Source organism: Nocardia sputi, from assembly GCF_023501985.1.
This window is the reverse complement of the sequence record NZ_JAMFLC010000010.1, coordinates 70036-86060: the sequence shown is the minus strand read 5'-3', so window position 1 is coordinate 86060 and position 16025 is coordinate 70036. Positions and strand designations below refer to the sequence as shown.

The window sequence follows — 16025 nt, the reverse complement described above, 5'->3', positions numbered from 1 at the left end:
GAGTCGGCGCGGCATTCGTTGTTCCCAGCTCTGGCGGCCCGGCAATCTGAGGGTTACCTAATTGGGCGGCTGTTCACTTTGTCGTCTATTCGGGATTGTCCGGATGGTTTACCGTGCGGCCGTCGGCCCAACCCAGGAGTCACCGTGAGTCTTCAGCCACTCGCCCTATTCGTTCAGCACGACGGACAATCGTCGCGCGCCGCGGTCACCTGTGAGTACAAGTGCGCGAACGCGTGCTTCCACGAAGCGCCGAACACGTCCGCGGGAGCCTACTTCGGTGACATCGTCAGCTCGCTGAACCGGCGCGGGCTGATCAAGGGCGGTGCGGCCGCCGTGCTCGCGGTCGGTGCGGGCAGCGTCCTGGCGGCCTGCGGTGACGACGACGAGCCGACCGCCGCGGTGTCCACAAAGCCTGCGGGCCCGCCCGGAACCGGCACCGACTTCACTGCCGTCGCGCCTAACACCGAAGACGCGGTGGTGATCCCGGACGGCTACGAGCAGTCCGTCGTGATCCGCTGGGGCGATCCGTTGTTCCCGGACGCGCCCGCCTTCGACTTCGACAAGCAGACCGCCGCCGCGCAGGCGAAACAGTTCGGCTACAACAACGATTTCGCCGCTCTGCTGCCGATCGAGGGCCAGGCCAACAAATACCTGCTCGTGGTCAATCACGAGTACACCACCAGCCCGCATATGTTCCGGGGTTACAACAAGGACGCGCCGACCGACGAGCAGCTCGCGGTCACCATGGCAGCCCATGGCTTGACCGTCGTCGAGGTCCAGGGTGAACCCGGCTCGGGCAAGCTGGTCCCCGCCTTCGGCAGGTACAACCGCAGGATCACCGCGACCACCGAGTTCAAGCTGACCGGTCCCGCCGCGGGCAGCGGCTTCGTGAAGACTTCGGCCGACCCCACCGGCACCAAGGTGCTGGGCACGTTCGCCAACTGCTCCGGTGGCATGACGCCCTGGGGCACCGTGCTTTCCGGCGAGGAGAACTTCAACGGCTACTTCGCCAACGGCGACAAGGTGACCGACCCCGTCGCCGCCGCGCGGATCAAGCGCTACGGGTTCCCCACCGGCAAGACCGCCAACTTGTGGGAGCGTGCGGACAAGCGTTTCGACCTGGCCCAGGAACCCAACGAGGCCAACCGATTCGGTTACGTGGTCGAGGTCGACCCGTGGGATCCGAACTCGACGCCGATCAAGCACTCCGCGATGGGGCGGCTCAAGCACGAGGGCGCCAACATCTACGTCACGAAGAACGGTGACGTCGTCTCCTATACCGGGGACGACGAGAAGTTCGACTACATGTACAAGTTCGTGTCCTCGCGCAAGATCCAGCCGGGCACCGGCGCGGCCAGCATGCGGCACAACCTGACCATCCTGGACGCGGGCACCCTGTACGTCGCCAAGCTCACCGGCGACCATCCGGACAAGATCGACGGCACCGGCGCGAAGCCGTCGGACAAGGGCTTCACCGGTACCGGCCAGTGGATCCCGCTGCTGGAAACCGGCGCGGACGGCAAGGGCAAGTCGCTGGTCGAGGGGATGAGCGCGGAAGAGGTCGCGGTCTTCACCCGCCTGGCCGCCGACAAGGTGGGCGCGACCAAGATGGACCGCCCGGAGGACTTCGAGGCCAACCCCTACACCGGGAAGGTGTACGTGGCGCTGACCAACAACGACAACCGCGGCGCGGAAGGCAAGCAGGGGCCGGACGAGGCGAACCCGCGCAAGCTCAACAAGAACGGCCAGATCCTGGAGATCGACGACGACCACACCGGTACCGCGTTCACCTGGTCGCTGCTGCTGGTCTGCGGCGATCCGGCGGCCGCCGATACCTACTTCGCGGGATACGACAAGTCCGCAGTCAGCCCGATCTCCTGCCCGGACAACCTGGCCTTCGACCCGTACGGCAACCTGTGGATCTCCACCGACGGCAACGCGCTGAAGTCGAACGACGGCTTGTTCGCGGTGGTGCTCGACGGGCCGAACCGCGGCCAGACCAAACAGTTCCTCACTGTCCCCCGTGGTGCGGAGACCTGCGGCCCGGTGGTCACCGAATCGCGAGTGATCGTGTGCGTGCAGCACCCCGGCGAGGCCGACGACGCCACGCCCGACAACCCCCTGTCGCACTGGCCCGACGGCGGCACAGCCCAGCCCCGCCCCTCGGTCGTGGCGGTGTGGAAGAAGGCGGGCGGCCGCATCGGGGCCTGAGACCGCAGCCGCCGCGCCACCGGCCTCCTGTAACCAGGCCCGACCACCACCCGCGGCTCTCCCCACGGGTGGAGCCGCTACTCGACTGGGCGGGTAGCGGCTCCACTCCCTCCCATGTTCGCGTATCGGGCGAAATCGCCCTGGGCTCCGCTGTAGACGTTGAGGTCGACGCGGCCCGCTATGCCGGGGATGGCGCCGCGGTCGGTGGTCTGCCAGAACGTCCAGGTGCTCCAGCCGCCGGGGACTTCGGGTCGGTCGTTGCCGCGATAGTCGGCGATCCACAGGGGATATCCGGCGAACTCGGCGGTGTCGGCCATCGCGGTGCGCCAGAAGTTGGGATAGGTGTAGACGATCGGGACACGGCCGGTGAGTGCTTGCACGGTGCTGAGATAGCGGCGGGTCCAGTCGATCAGGGCGGCCGGCCCGAGTCCCCCGGAGTCCTCCAGGTCCAGCACCGGCGGCAGGTCGAGCGGCCCGTTCTGCCCGAGCGCCACCGCCGCGTACATCGCGGCCTGCGGTTCCGGCGGCAGGTTGGGCCGGGCGTAGTGGTAGGTGCCGCGCGCCATGCCCGCCGCGCGCATCAACAGGCTGTCGGGCACGAAGTAGGGATTGATGTAGCCGAGCCCTTCGGTGGCCTTGACCATGGCGAAGTCGTGGCCGGAACGCTTGACCGCGAACCAGTCGATCAGGCGTCCGTCGGTGTGCTGCCAGGAGGAGACGTCCGGTCCGGTCGGCGCGGCGTTCGCGGGCAGCGTGGCGGTGAGGATGCCGGACAGCGTGATCAGCGACAGCGCCGTGCCGCGGAGGGTCGATCGCCAGGTGTCCATGCCGAACGACGATAGCTTTTTGCTCTAACTGTGACCAGTGTGACCCGTGTGGTCGACGGGGTGTCAGAACTGTCCGGAGTCCGTCACCCGAGCCAATCCAGGACCGACGCCGCCGTCCACGACTGCTGCATGCTGCCGAGTGGTTCGCCGGTGAACGGCTCGTAGTACTCGGCGAAGCTGCCGTCGCTGGCCTGGCGCAGGCCCTCGGCACGCAGCATGAACGAGCGCTCGGCCCAACCGCGCCTGGCGAAGACCCAGGAGAACAGCCAGCTCATCACCGGCCATACCGGGCCGCGCCAGTACTCCCGGGAACGGAAGTCCTTGGACACCGGCGAAGTCGAAGGCGGCAGCGCATAGCGCAGATCCGGGTGCCCGCAGAAGCGCGGGCCTTCGAACAATCGCAGCAAGCTGCGCTCGGTGTCGCGGGGCAGGCCGCCACACAGCAGCGGCGCGAACATCGAGAGCGTCTCGGTGTTGATCCACCGCTGTAACCGCACGTCGAAGTCACGGGCAGCGCCCGTGCGGGCGTCGGCCGTCGCGACGACGCCCGCGCGGAACCGGTCGGCCCACGCGTGGAGATCGCGTACGTCGGCGTGGGGCTGCTTGTACTCTTCACCGATATTGGCCAGGACTTCGCAGGCCAGCGCGAAGATCCCGGTGACGAACACGTCCTCGACCGCGAAGCTCATGGTGGAGGCGAGCTGATAGTCGTCGTAGCCGGCGCGACGCATCTGCTCGACCAGCCACAGGTAGCGGTCGTACTCGCGATCGGTGGGCCGCTGGCTCGGATCGGAGACCACCAGCACGTCCTCGCGGCGATAAGGCGGCAGGTCGCCGGGGACCACGTGCTCGTAGGCGCGATCCCAGCGCGGCGAGTTGTCCATCCCGGACTCCCAGCCGTGATACAGCGTGATGCGGCCGGTCTCCTTGGGATCGCGGGCGTGCGCCAGCCAGCGGTGCCAGCGCACCAGGTCCGGCCAGCGCCGGTTGAGGAACTCCTCGGCCACCGCCCTGGTACTGCGGCCGTGCCTGCGCGAGTGGTCGAGAATCCGCTGTACCGCGATGGCGTGCACCGGCGGCTGGGTGATCCCCGAGGTGTCCGGGCCGCCCGGCGCGTTGATCGCCAGCTTCCGGCATTCCCACCGGGCCGGGCCGGGAAAGTAACCGTCCACGCCGTTGGCGAAGACGATGTGCGGGATCATGCCGTTCTTCCACTGCGCCGAGAGCAGAGTGTCCAGCTCGACCACCGCCCGCTCCACGCTCAGCGGCGCCAGCCCGACCGCGACGAAGGCCGCGTCCCAGCTCCACATGTGCGGGTACAGCCGTGGCGCCGCGCTGGTCATCGTGCCCAGGTCGTTGCCGCGCAGCAGGTAGGCAGCACGGGCCGCGAGCTGGGTGGGGGTGAAGCCCGGATGCGCCATCCCCCTATTCTGCGATGTCACCCGCAGATATGCCCGCTCAGCGGTGTCCGTTTCGGCCCCATCCCCTCGGCCCGTGGCCGGATCGTGTTCGGCGGTTCTCACTCTCGAATGCCCCGTCCCTGATTGGTTGCTCGAGATTCTCGGTCGATTTAGCCCGCATCGCTAGTCATTCGTCCAGTGCTACCGGTTTTTACGCCTTACTCACGCACCTGGTTACGGTGGGGCCCATGACTTCCGCCGCGACCCCGAAACCGACCGCGTTGATCACCGGCGCCAGCCGCGGCCTCGGCGCCGCGATCGCCCGCGAACTCGCACCCACGCACGACCTGCTGCTCGGTGCGCGATCGGGGGAGTCGCTGCGCGGCGTCCTGGCGGAGTTGCCCGGTGCGCAGGGCTGGCCGGTCGAGTTGACCGATTACCAGGCCCTGGCCGATGCGGTCGCGCCGATTCGCAACCTGAACGTGCTGGTGCACAACGCGGGCATCGCCGACCTCGGCACCATCGCGGAATCCACCGTCGAGCAGTGGCGGAATACGTTGGAAGCCAATCTGATCGCGGTCGCCGAGCTCACCAGGTTGCTGCTGCCCGCGCTGCGGGCGGGCGATGGCCACGTGGTGCTGATCAACTCCGGCGCGGGGTTGCGCGCGAACGCGGGCTGGGCCTCGTACGCGGCGAGCAAGTTCGGGCTGCGCGCTTTCGGTGACGCGTTGCGGCTCGAGGAGCCGCGACTGCGGGTGACCTCGATCCATCCGGGGCGCATCGACACCGACATGCAGCGGGAGATCATCGCGGGCGAGGGGCGTGAGTACCGGGCCGAGGAGTTCCTCACACCGGAGACGGTGGCTTACGCGGTGCGTTGCGCCATCGACACCCCGCGCGACGCGCACCCCACCGAGGTCGTACTCCGGCCGTACTGACAACCGACGCCACCAGGCTTCCGTCCACGGGCGCGCGCCGAACTGGGCGGCGGTGCGAGGTCGGCTCACCGTCGCGGCCTGTGAACGCCCGATGCGAGTCCGGGTTCCGCCGCTCCCCGTTGCGGAGGTTCGAGCGGACAAGCGGGTTCGCGTGCGGACGAACGCTGCCGATCCGGTCACCGCGGGCACGCCGCTCACGGTGACCGGAACGCCTCAGGCGACGATATTGATCAGCCGCCCGGGCACCACGATCAGCTTGCGCGGCGCCGCACCGTTGAGCAGCGCGGCGATCTTCTCGTCCGCCAGCGCGGCGGCCTCGATGGCCGCGTTGTCGGCATCCGCGGGCACTCGGACCCGGCTGCGCACCTTGCCGTTCACCTGAATCGGGTACTCCACCGATTCCTCCACCAGCAGCGCGGGATCCGCGACCGGGAACGGGCCGTGCGCCAGAGATTCGGTGTGCCCCAGGCGTTCCCACAGTTCCTCGGCGATGTGCGGGGCCAACGGCGCCAACATCAGCACCAGCGGCTCCACCACCGAGCGGGGCGCGCCGTCCGGGTAGCTCTTGGTCAGGTGGTTGGTCAGCTCGATCAGTTTGGCGCCGGCCGTGTTGTCGCGCAGTGCGGCGAGATCCTCGTCCACACCCGCGATCGTCTTGTGCAGCAGGCGCAGCGTCTCCTCGGCCGGCGCGGCGTCGGTGACCCGCAGCGCGCCGGTCTCCTCCTGCACCACCAGACGCCATATCCGCTGCAGGAACCGGTGCGCGCCGACGACGTCCTTGGTGGCCCACGGCCGCGAGGTGTCCAGCGGCCCCATCGCCATCTCGTAGAAGCGGAAGGTGTCCGCGCCGTACAGATCGCACATCTCGTCCGGGGAGATGGCGTTCTTCAGCGACTTCCCGATCTTGCCGTACTCCTGGAACACCTCGATCTCGGTTCCGGTGGCGTCGGTCCAGAAGAACTTGCCCTCGCGCTCCACCACCTCCGCGGCGGGCACGTACGCGCCACGTGAGTCGGTGTAGGCGTGCGCCTGGATGTAACCCTGGTTGAACAGCCGCCGGTACGGCTCGGACGCGCTGACGTCACCCAGGTCGAACAGCACTTTTTGCCAGAACCGGGCGTACAGCAGGTGCAGCACCGCGTGCTCGACGCCGCCGACGTACAGGTCGACGCCGCCCGGGTCGTTCGGGCCGTGTTCGGCGGGACGCGGACCCAGCCAGTAGGCCTCGTTCTCCTCCGCGCAGAACTTCTCCGCGTTCGTCGGATCGGCGTAGCGGATCTCGTACCAGGAGCTGCCCGCCCACTGCGGCATGACGTTGGTGTCGCGGCGGTACCGCTTCGGCCCGTCGCCCAGATCCAGCTCGACTTCGACCCAGTCGGTGGCCTTGGCCAGCGGCGGGGACGGTTCGGAGTTCGCGTCGTCCGGATCGAAGGTCACCGGCGCGAAGTCGTCCAGCTCCGGAAGCCGCACCGGCAGCATGGATTCCGGCAGCGCGTGGGGTGCGCCGTGCTCGTCGTACACGATCGGGAACGGCTCGCCCCAGTAGCGCTGGCGGGCGAACAGCCAATCGCGCAGCTTGTACTGGATGGTGCCGGTGCCGTGCCCGTCGGTTTGCAGCCGGGCGATCATCGCCGCCTTGGCATCCTCGACGGACATCCCGTCGAGGTAGTCCGAGTTCACCAGCGTGCCTTCGCCGGCGTGCGCCCCGCTGTCCAGGTCGCCGCCGCTGATCACCTCGACGATCGGCAGCCCGAGAGCGGAGGCGAACTCCCAGTCACGGTGGTCGTGTCCGGGCACGGCCATGATGGCGCCGGTGCCGTAGCCGCTGAGCACGTAGTCGGCGATGAAGATCGGCACCGCCTTGCCGTTGGCCGGGTTGGTCGCGTAGGTGCCGAGGAAGACGCCGGTCTTCTCCTTGTTCTCCTGACGCTCCAGATCCGATTTGGCGGCGATCGACTTGCGGTAGGCCGCGACCGCGTCTGCCGGTGTGGCGGCGCCGTGATTGGTCCAGCGGGAGTCGGTGCTCTCCGGCCACGCGGCCGCGGTCAGCTTGTCGACCAGCGCGTGTTCCGGGGCGAGCACGACATAGGTGGCGCCGAAGAGGGTGTCGGGCCGGGTGGTGAAGACCTCGATCTGCTCGCCGTCGGCGTCGAACTTCACCTGCGCGCCGCGGGATCGCCCGATCCAGTTGCGCTGCATGGCCTTCACATTGTCCGGCCAGTCCAATCGGTCCAGGTCGTCGACCAGCCGATCGGAATAGGCGGTGATGCGCATCATCCACTGCCGCAGCCGCTTACGGAACACCGGGAAGTTGCCGCGTTCGCTGCGGCCGTCGGCGGTGACTTCTTCGTTGGCCAGCACGGTGCCCAGACCGGGACACCAATTGACGACCGAATCGGTCTGGTACACCAGTCGATACGAGTCCAGCAACGCGCCACGCTCGGCCGTGCTCAGCGTTGCCCAGTCCCGGCCGTCCGGAACCGGCCGCGCCCCGGAGGCGAATTGGGCCTCCAGCTCGGTGATCGGGCGGGCGCGATCGGCTTCCTGGTCGTACCAGGCGTTGTAGATGCGCAGGAAGATCCATTGGGTCCAGCGGTAGTACTCGGGATCGGTGGTCGCGAACGAGCGGCGCCGGTCGTGCCCGAGCCCCAGCCGGTCGAGCTGGCGCTGCATCGTGGCGATGTTCGACTCGGTGGTGTCGCGCGGGTGCGCGCCGGTCTGCACCGCGTACTGCTCGGCGGGCAGGCCGAAGGCGTCGTAGCCGAGAGCGTGCAGCACGTTGCGGCCGTGCATGCGGTGATAGCGCGCGAAGACGTCGGTGGCGATGTAGCCGAGCGGGTGCCCGACGTGCAGGCCCGCGCCGGACGGGTACGGGAACATGTCCTGGATGAACAGCTTGTCCGGGGGAGTCGGGCCGGCCAGCGGGCCCACCGGGTTCGGTGCGTGGAAGGTTCCGCGTTCGTCCCACGTCCGCTGCCACCGGCGCTCGATGCGGCCGGCAAGCTCCGCGTTGTACCGGTGCTCTGGTACATCGCTTTCGGTTACGCGTGTGTCTTGCACGGTCCTGCCTTCTTGTGGTCGCCGATCCCCGACAAACTTCGTCTATCAGGGTAGAACGTCCCCTCGGCTGGACCGGAAATCGGGCTGGCCTGGACTTCCGGCCGGTTCGCCGACGGGCCGCCTGTCGGTGGCCGGTCGGCACCGATGCGCTAGCCTGCATGGGTGTTCGTCGTCGCTCTCGTCCTGTTCGTGTCGGCTGTCGTGGCCGTCACAACCGGCGCACTCGGACTGATCGGCCGGTTGCCCCGCAATCGTTTCTTCGGGGTCCACACCGAGGCCGCGTTGTCCACCGACGAGACGTTCCGCGTCGCCAACCGTGTCGCCGCTCCCACCTCGATCGGGGCGGGGGCGCTGCTGTTCGCCGGTGGCCTCGTCGCGCTGGTCGCGGGCGGGATCGCCGGACTCGTGGTCGCGGCTGGAGCCGCCGTGATAGCGCTGTTCACCCTCGGCGCGGGCGCGAATGCCGCCGCGCAGGCGGCCGAAGCCATCGCCCCGCCGCCCGCTACCGGCGGATGCGGTAACTCTTGTGGCGCCTGCTCACTCCGCGACGCCTGCCAGCCCGCGGGCTGACGCTGATCGGCCGGGCCTGGTCCGGTTCGAGCGCGCGGGCGTTCACTCCGCGTCTCGCGCGCACTCCGGCGGCGTGACACCGCGTGACAGCGGGCTGCCGACCGGGGTGACGTAGAGCACGCAAAGCAGTACCGGCACCGGCCCGAGGTTGCGCGCCACGTGTGGATAGCGCGGACCACTCGGTTCACGGAAGACTCGCAGGTGCCGGTAGGTGACCGGCGCGCAATCCGCGCCCGGATGATCGAGGGTCCCCCGTGCGACCAGCACGAACAGTGTCCCGTCGTGATAGTGCCATCCGCTGCTGCCGCCGGGCTCGATGACCGTTTGACGCAGGATGAACGCCCACCGCCCCACGGCGAACCGGAACAGCACACGACTCGCCGTCCCTCGGGCAGGCGCCGCGTTGGCCTCGAATTCGCGCCACACCTTCACGATCGAACCACCTCATGCCTGGCTGCTCAAACGGCGAACGCGCGCGCACGGGAGTCTGGCGCATATGCGCCTGGAGTGTGAAGAACTGTCGTCCAACCCCGGTCAAGGAGTGCGTGTCGAGAGGGCTTGGAGGACCGCATGGTCGGCGGAGAGGTCACCGACGGCGATCCGGGCACTGCCGTCGGGATAGGACTTCGCGGCTATGCCCGCGCGGCGCAGGGCGGTGGTAGCGCCGGGGCCGGGGACGTACAGGAAGTTGGCGTGGCTCTCCGGTATCGCGTACCCGCGAGCCAGTAGCGCGCCGCGGAGCGCGTCTCGCTGCTCGGTGATGCGAAGGGTTCGTGCGGCGAGTTCTGGTTCGGCGGCGTAGGAAGCCGCGACCGCGGCCACCGCCGCCGCGCCCACCCCGAAAGGAAGTTGCAGCCGGTTGACGCGCGCGATCAGCTCGGCTCGGCCGACGGCGTAGCCGATGCGCAGACCTGCCAAGCCATACGCCTTCGAGAAGGTGCGCACAATCAGCAGATCGGGATGCTTCGCGATCAGCGCCAGCGGGTCGGCGTGTTCTGCGGCGCCGAGGAATTCGACGTATGCCTCGTCCAGGATCACCGGAACGCGGGTCGGCACGTCGGACAGGAATGCTTTCAGCTCGTCCGCCGGAATCACCGTTCCGGTGGGGTTGTGCGGACGGCACACCACTACCAGGGCGGTTCGCCGGTTGATGGCGCGGCGCATCGCCCGCAGGTCCTGCTTGCCTGTCGGGTCCAGCGGCACCGGCACGGCCGTGAGGCCGGTCATCTCGGCCATGATCGGGTACCCGTCGAATGTCGGCGAGCTGTAGACGATCTCCGCTCCCGGCGTGGTCAACGTCTGCATGATCTGCAGCGCCACGCCGGTCGCGCCCGAACCGACCACGATCTGCTCCGCCCGCACGCCCACGTGGCCCGCGATCAGCGTCGGCAGCCGCCGCGGGAGGAACTCCGGGTACCGGTTGGCCTGAGCGAGCGTCATGTGCACGGCCCGCAGCACCGAAGGCAGCGGTGGGAACGGATTTTCGCTCAGGGAGAGGTCGAATCGGGGCGGCACCCGGGTCGTCCGGCGGGTGGAGGGCCGGGTGCCGTCGATGACGTGCACGCTCATCGCGCCGCTCCCCAGCGGACGGCGGCCGCGCCCGCGAAGTCGCCCGCGTGCGCGAACGCCGCCATCAAAACCAGCGATCCGTTGGGTAGCCGTCCCGCCCGGTTCTCCACGTCCAGGGTCACCGGGATACCGGCGGCGAACAGATTCCCGCAGGAGTCGAAGGTGTCGGGATGCCGCTGCGGCGGAAGCTCCAGCGCGTCGTGCCAGTTGCGCAGGAACAGCCGGTTGGGTTGGTTGGTGACGAACGTGTCGACGTCACGTCCCCGCACGCCGATCCGATCGCACACCGCGAGAGCCACTTCCGGAACCAGCCGGTTGCCGCGGGAGAACACCTTGGCGACCTTGGACTCGGTGAAGCTGACGCTGGCCTGGCCCTCGCCCGGCTCCCAGTACTTGCGCACGCCATGGGTGGAAAACGCCATGTCGCCGGCGAATTCGGGATAGGTACGGCATTCGATGTCGAGAATCGGCGCGCTGTCGTCCTTGCGGAGCAGTCCCACACCGCAGCCGTCGCCGGGTACCGGCGCCTGGGCCAGCTTGCGGATCTCGGTCTGGGTGAACACCGATCCCGCGCAGTTCTGGGTCGCCGCGATCAGCGCGGTGCGGGCGGAGGTGCTCTGCAGGATCATCCGGGCCATCGCCATCATGTGCACGAACGCCGCGCACCCGCTGTTGTGCACGTCGTAGACGAACGAGGGACGGATACCGAGCCGTCGCGCGACCTCGGGCCCGCAGCCGAGCACCGGATTGTCCGGCAGCTGGGTGTGGGTGATCAGAACGTCGACCTCGGCGATGGCGTCGGCGCCGTTGCGTTCGATCAGCGGCGCGACAGCGCGTTCGACCATGTCCACCGCGGTCTCGTCGCGCGCCGCGTGATGGCGGCCTTTGGGTGCGCGGAACATGACGTTCTTCGCCATCCGGTCCGAGCGCGCGAACTGAGTGAAGTACTCGGTGCCGACCGGCTCGCCGGGCAGGTAGCTCGCCACGTCGACGAGACTGACCGGCGGCAGGCCGGGCATGTTCTGGTGCATGGGGGTGTTCACGGGCGTCTCACTTCATCCAGTCGGGCTTGACGGGCAGGCCGTGCGCGGCCCGGTACTCGCAGATGGCCTTGAGGTTGTCCATCTCCAGCTGGTGACCCGCCGAGAACATCTCCCAGAAGTCGCCGACCCACTCCGGCCGCTCCGGTGGCGCGGTCTCGGGGAAGGGGTTGTTGTCATAGAAGGGGTGCTTGCAGTTCACCCAGAGCACCACCGAACCCGGCCTGTCGAACACCACCTGCGCATCGATCACGCGCAGCAGGTAGATCATCCACAGGTGTTTCGACTGGTCCCACGCGCAGTGGTAGTCGACCGTCATCGCGTCGGGGTTCGCGACGGTACGGGTGTAGATCTTGGTCTCCGCGCCGAGCCGGTCGTAGGCCAGCCACAGTCCTGGTTCGTCGGTCTCGACAAACCCGCGCAGGCCGTAGGTCCACTCCTCCATCGACCGGGGGTCGGCGAGGTATTCGTAGACCTCTCGCGGCGGCGCCTCGATGTATCCCTGCACCGGACAGTATTCGCCGTAGATCTGGTCGTGCGGATACACCGACCGAAGCATGTCGATGATGATCGGCTCGGTCGCGTCCTTGTCGGAGTTCTCGATGCGCAGCACACCCGGCAACCCTCCTTCCGGAATGTCACCGAGGGCGGGGGCAGAACTGGTGGTCATAGTGATACTCCTCTTGGCTGGCATGGGCGCGGCACCGTTGCCGGCGAAGCGGGTGTTCATCCGGGGTTCCTGGATTGCTCGATGGTGGTCAGGAACGGCAGGAACGGAGGGACCTCGTCGGGGTCGCATTCGATCGAAAGGAACGACGGCCCTTCGATCTCCAGGCAGTGGTGTAGCGCGGCGGCGAGATCGCCGACGGTGTGCACCGAGAACGCGGGCAGTTCGGGGAACATCGCGGCGACGCCCGCCCCGAGATAGGCCGGACGGAATCGGTTGAAGCTGTAGCGGTCCCGGTAGTACAGCTGCTCCCTGGTCACGCACATCGCATGCGCGTTGTTGTTCAGCACGACGAAGGTGACCGGCAGGGCATGCTCGATCGCGGTGTGCAGCTCCATGCCGTGCATGTAGAACGCGCCGTCCCCGGCGATGACCACCGTGCGCCGTACGCCGTCCGTCCGCGCGTGCCGCGCGAACGCGGATCCGATGCCCGCGCCGAACGCGTAACCCATCCCGCCCATGCCGAGCGCGACCACGAACCGTCCGTCCCGTGGGACTTGGAGATGGTGCACGACGGCCGCGCCGGTATTGCCTGCGTCGGCGAAGACGTCGGTGCCTTCCGGCAACGCGGCGTCGATCGTCTCGACGAGATCCCGGTAACGCAGGCCGGGACCGGAGGAGGTCGGCACGCGGAGGACAGTCGGCGGTCGCGCCGCGCGGACGCGTTCGGATCCGGCGCTGTCGTCATCCAGTTCGTCGGCGAGGCCGGCGAGCGTGCGGGAGAGATCGGTACTGGTCGCGTGGATGGCGGGCAGGTACGGCGGCGCCACGCCGATGCTCGCCACCGTGCACTCGGCGAGCGAAGTCTCCAAGCCGGCGCGGGTGGGGACCGGCAATCGGGTGCCGATCAGCAGGCACAGCGCCGAGGACCGGATGGCCGCGGCCAGTTCGGGATGACCCATGCTGCCCGTGACACCGCAGAAAGCGGGATCGGTGTTGTCATAGGTGTCCTTAGCGTCCGGCGCGACACCCACGGCGGCGTCCAGTGCGGCGGCCAGGCGAGCCAGCTCGGCGCGAGCGTCGTCGCGCGCGACCTGATCGCCCGCGACGATCACGATCTTCCCGGTGTGCCGGGCAGTGGTGAGCGCGGCGCGCACGCGGGCGATTCCCGCGTGATCGGACCGATGCGTCCTAGGGCTGGGACGGAATGGCTCCACCTCGCCCATATCGGCTTGCTGTACGTCTTTGGGCAGCAGCAGTACCGCCGGCCCGCCGCGCCGAGCCGCAGTCACCGCCCTGTCGAGCTGATCGGGCAGGTCGGCGGCGTTCTCCACCCGCGCGCAATAGGTGCTGACCGCACCGAAGAGGCGGACGGCGTCGATGGCGCCCGCGCGTCCGCTGGTGTCCTGGAACGCGCCGCTGCCCTCCAAGGCGGTCGGGGGCTGCCCGACCAACGCGAGTACGGGCACTCGCGATGCGAACGATTCGGCGAGTCCGGCGACCAGATTCATCGCGCCACCGCCGGAGGTCGCCGCGACCACGCCGAATCCGCCGGTGGTGCGGGCGTAGCCGTCGGCCATCGTGGCCGCGGAGAACTCGTGTTTGGCGACCACCCCCGTCACGTCGCCCGGCGCGTCGAAGATCGCGTCGTACAGATCCTCGATATTGGCGCCGTCCACCCCGAAGATGTGCCGCACCCCCAGCGTCGAAGCCGCTCGCACCAGATAATCCACGACCCGAGTCCGCATCGGCACTCCTTCCCCGCTGACGAAAACTCGACTGCGTATATGAGTGATACGGAGTCGGCCGCCGAACGGTTCAACGGGTGATCATCGGGCGAGACTGCCGTGCTTGCGTGTACGTATACATCTACGTATAGTTGGGGCATGCCCAACAAGACGATCTATGTTGCCGATGACGACCTGCCGCTCTTCCAGCGTGCGCAGGAACTCGTCGGCGGCAACCTCTCGGGGGCGGTGGTCACGGCACTGCGCCGGTTCATCGAACTCGAGGAGGGCCGGCTGGAAGGCTACGACGAGGTCGTGCTCGGGGTCGGTCGCGATGGTGTCCGACAGGTGCGCTTCTCCGGCACCCTGCTCGGAGAGTGGCGCGATGTCAACGATACGCGGATCGAGCATGTCCGGGTCTATCGCACGCGCAAGGGCAAGTACGTGATGCACGCTCAGTATTCGAATTGGGACGAATACCCCGCCGACGCCGGTACGAGCTGGCTCAAGGACTGGAAGGACCCGAAAAGCTGGCGGCGCCTGCTCGGTCTCGGGCAGCAGGACTGGGGTGAGTTCATCTTCGTCGTCGTGGATTCGCTCGACGAGTTGAAGGGGCAGTTGCCCGACATGCTCTATCGGCGGGTGGTGGACCTGGCCGAGGGGCCGAAGATCGAGGACTTGGACATCTAGCCGCCGCGCGCGCCCCGAGCGTCAGGTGCCGGACCGACGACCCCCGCGGACAATGCCCCGGAGGTCGTTCAACCGGTCAGACCGTGCCGACGAGCAGCACCTTCCCGGAGTTCGCCGCGCGGATCTCGACCGAGCGGACCTGGTCGGGCGGGCCGTCGATGGTCCGGTCGATGGTCAGCTCGGTGCCGGGGCCCGCGGGCCATTGGTCGAGTTGCTGCTGCTGCCCGTCGGCGCGGGTGACGTACAGCGCGAGGTTCCAGTCGTAGCGCAACTGCTCGCCCGGCGGATAGCTGCAGGACATCACGACGCGGGTCCGGTCGCCGTCGGCCGGAAGGAGTTTGAAGCTCGCCGAGACCGGCGTCGGCTCCAGCGGATTCATCTGACGTTCGACGAACGCCTGCTCACTCGTGCCCGGGTCCGGTGCGCCGTCCGACCCGGACACCGAGACCGCGATGGGGACCGCGATCGCCGCCGCCGCCGCGGCCGAGGCCACCGCGATGCCGACCGAGGTCCACCCGCTGCGGCGGCGCCTCCGTTCGGCCGCGTCGGCGAGCCGCGGTGGTGGCGGGAGCGGCGGCATCGGCGGTGGAGCCGAATCCGGGACCTCGCCCGCCCGCGACTCGATCATCGCGGTCGCGACTTCGGTCTCCACGAGAGCGAGCATGCCCGGCAGGCCCGCGAGTTCTCCCACGGCCGCCCGGCAGTCGGGGCAGCTGGCGAGATGGCTCTCGTATCGCAGGCGCTCGTCGCGGGTGAGGGAGCCGAGCACGTACGGGGCGTCCCACGTGGTGTAGTCGTCGGTGATGTCCGTCATTGATTCGTCACCCCCATCTCCTGTAGTGCCAGGCGCAACGCGCGCATACCGTAGTGCATCCGTGACTTCACCGTGCCCGCCGGGACGTCGAGTTCCTCGGCGATCTGGTGGGTGGACAGCCCCCGGTAGTAGGCCCGCACGATCACCTCGCGGTGGTCGGCGCTGAGCCTGCCGAGAGCGTCGGCGACCAGCCAGCCGTCCAGTGCGCGGTCGGACTGGTCCGGAGCCGCCCGTTCGGGCGGATTGTCGGTGCGGAACTCGCGCCTGCTGCGGGCGCTGCGGTGCTCATCCACGGCGAGATTGCGCGCCACGGTGAACAGCCACGCCCGCGCCGACATGGTGGACTGATCCAAGACGTTGGGGCGTTGCCAGGCCCGCAGCAATGTTTCCTGCACGATGTCCTCTGCCCGTCCCGGATCTCGCACCAAGCCGAGCGTGTACCGCCACAGTGGGGTGGCGTGTTCGCGATAGAGAGTCCGCATCAATTCGGACTGGTCGTCAGGCTGGCTCAT

The 16025-nt window shown here is 68.5% G+C and carries 14 protein-coding genes; 4 read left to right on the top strand and 10 right to left on the bottom strand.

Annotated features, from left to right (window positions below; translation table 11 throughout):
• Nucleotides 1-144 precede the first annotated feature (144 nt).
• Nucleotides 145-2211: a PhoX family protein gene (locus tag M8859_RS16070; protein ID WP_249644471.1), complete on the top strand. Its 2067-nt coding sequence runs from the start codon at nt 145-147 to the stop codon at nt 2209-2211.
• Between the two features lie 77 nt (nt 2212-2288).
• Here M8859_RS16070 and M8859_RS16065 read toward each other — a convergent pair whose 3' ends face one another.
• Both M8859_RS16065 and ggh read right to left on the bottom strand, forming a co-directional pair.
• On the bottom strand, nt 2289-3038 hold the full coding sequence (locus M8859_RS16065; RefSeq protein ID WP_159923323.1) for a glycoside hydrolase family 25 protein: 750 nt from the start codon (nt 3036-3038) through the stop codon (nt 2289-2291).
• 83 nt (nt 3039-3121) lie between these two features.
• A complete protein-coding gene (gene ggh, locus M8859_RS16060) occupies nt 3122-4459 on the bottom strand; it encodes a glucosylglycerate hydrolase (RefSeq protein ID WP_249644470.1) in 1338 nt (445 codons plus the stop codon).
• Between the two features lie 227 nt (nt 4460-4686).
• Between ggh and M8859_RS16055 the strand changes: the two genes are divergently transcribed.
• A complete protein-coding gene (locus M8859_RS16055; RefSeq protein WP_159923319.1) occupies nt 4687-5376 on the top strand; it encodes an SDR family oxidoreductase in 690 nt (229 codons plus the stop codon).
• Between the two features lie 213 nt (nt 5377-5589).
• Here the strand turns inward: M8859_RS16055 and leuS are convergent, their stop codons facing one another.
• Complete coding sequence (leuS, locus tag M8859_RS16050) at nt 5590-8436, bottom strand: leucine--tRNA ligase (protein WP_249644469.1); 2847 nt, start codon at nt 8434-8436, stop codon at nt 5590-5592.
• Nucleotides 8437-8598: 162 nt separating this feature from the next.
• Between leuS and M8859_RS16045 the strand changes: the two genes are divergently transcribed.
• Nucleotides 8599-9006 carry an SdpI family protein gene (locus tag M8859_RS16045; RefSeq protein WP_159923315.1) on the top strand — a complete coding sequence of 136 codons (408 nt, stop codon included), beginning with the start codon at nt 8599-8601 and terminating at the stop codon, nt 9004-9006.
• A gap of 42 nt (nt 9007-9048) precedes the next feature.
• Here the strand turns inward: M8859_RS16045 and M8859_RS16040 are convergent, their stop codons facing one another.
• The 5 genes from M8859_RS16040 to M8859_RS16020 all read right to left on the bottom strand — a co-directional run bounded on the left by M8859_RS16040 (nt 9049) and on the right by M8859_RS16020 (nt 14030).
• Nucleotides 9049-9438: a cupin domain-containing protein gene (locus M8859_RS16040; RefSeq protein WP_236565402.1), complete on the bottom strand. Its 390-nt coding sequence runs from the start codon at nt 9436-9438 to the stop codon at nt 9049-9051.
• A gap of 102 nt (nt 9439-9540) precedes the next feature.
• Nucleotides 9541-10575: an aminotransferase class I/II-fold pyridoxal phosphate-dependent enzyme gene (locus M8859_RS16035; protein ID WP_159923313.1), complete on the bottom strand. Its 1035-nt coding sequence runs from the start codon at nt 10573-10575 to the stop codon at nt 9541-9543.
• Nucleotides 10572-11594, bottom strand: coding sequence for a 3-oxoacyl-ACP synthase III family protein (locus M8859_RS16030; RefSeq protein WP_159923594.1), 1023 nt, complete (start codon nt 11592-11594; stop codon nt 10572-10574). The genes M8859_RS16035 and M8859_RS16030 overlap by 4 nt, the downstream gene beginning before the upstream one ends.
• A 31-nt stretch (nt 11595-11625) precedes the next feature.
• Nucleotides 11626-12285: an SRPBCC family protein gene (locus M8859_RS16025; RefSeq protein ID WP_159923311.1), complete on the bottom strand. Its 660-nt coding sequence runs from the start codon at nt 12283-12285 to the stop codon at nt 11626-11628.
• A 56-nt stretch (nt 12286-12341) separates the two neighbouring features.
• Nucleotides 12342-14030 carry a thiamine pyrophosphate-binding protein gene (locus M8859_RS16020; protein WP_159923309.1) on the bottom strand — a complete coding sequence of 563 codons (1689 nt, stop codon included), beginning with the start codon at nt 14028-14030 and terminating at the stop codon, nt 12342-12344.
• A gap of 138 nt (nt 14031-14168) precedes the next feature.
• Between M8859_RS16020 and M8859_RS16015 the strand changes: the two genes are divergently transcribed.
• A complete protein-coding gene (locus M8859_RS16015) occupies nt 14169-14699 on the top strand; it encodes an EXLDI protein (RefSeq protein ID WP_159923307.1) in 531 nt (176 codons plus the stop codon).
• Nucleotides 14700-14775: 76 nt separating this feature from the next.
• On the opposite strand, the gene M8859_RS16010 is transcribed toward M8859_RS16015, so the two are convergent.
• Both M8859_RS16010 and M8859_RS16005 read right to left on the bottom strand, forming a co-directional pair.
• Complete coding sequence (locus M8859_RS16010; RefSeq protein ID WP_159923305.1) at nt 14776-15513, bottom strand: anti-sigma factor family protein; 738 nt, start codon at nt 15511-15513, stop codon at nt 14776-14778.
• Complete coding sequence (locus M8859_RS16005) at nt 15510-16025, bottom strand: sigma-70 family RNA polymerase sigma factor (protein WP_159923592.1); 516 nt, start codon at nt 16023-16025, stop codon at nt 15510-15512. The genes M8859_RS16010 and M8859_RS16005 overlap by 4 nt, the downstream gene beginning before the upstream one ends.